1 protein-coding gene is annotated in these 229 nt (G+C 50.2%); it reads right to left on the reverse strand.

The features are described 5' to 3' along the window. On the reverse strand, positions 1-216 hold a 216-nt coding region (locus ACY2RR_RS24935), incomplete at its 3' end, for a transglycosylase domain-containing protein (protein ID WP_490110888.1). Positions 217-229 lie beyond the last annotated feature (13 nt).

Consider the following 229-nt stretch of genomic DNA (forward strand, 5'->3'; position numbering starts at 1 on the left):
ATGAACCGAGCGTTGACTTTGCTGGCCCAGATACACTTCGTTCAGGTACGTCTCAAGAATTTTGTCTTTGATGTAATGAAATTCCAGCAATAGAGACATGAAGGCTTCTTCGATCTTCCGGGTAAAGGTTCGCTGGTTAGAGGGATAGAAGTTCTTCACCAGCTGCTGGGTCAAAGTACTTCCGCCCCGAACAATACCCCCTACCCTAACACCCACCACCCCCCCCCCC

It is taken from the genome of Parendozoicomonas sp. 2304DJ65-17, assembly GCF_058148445.1.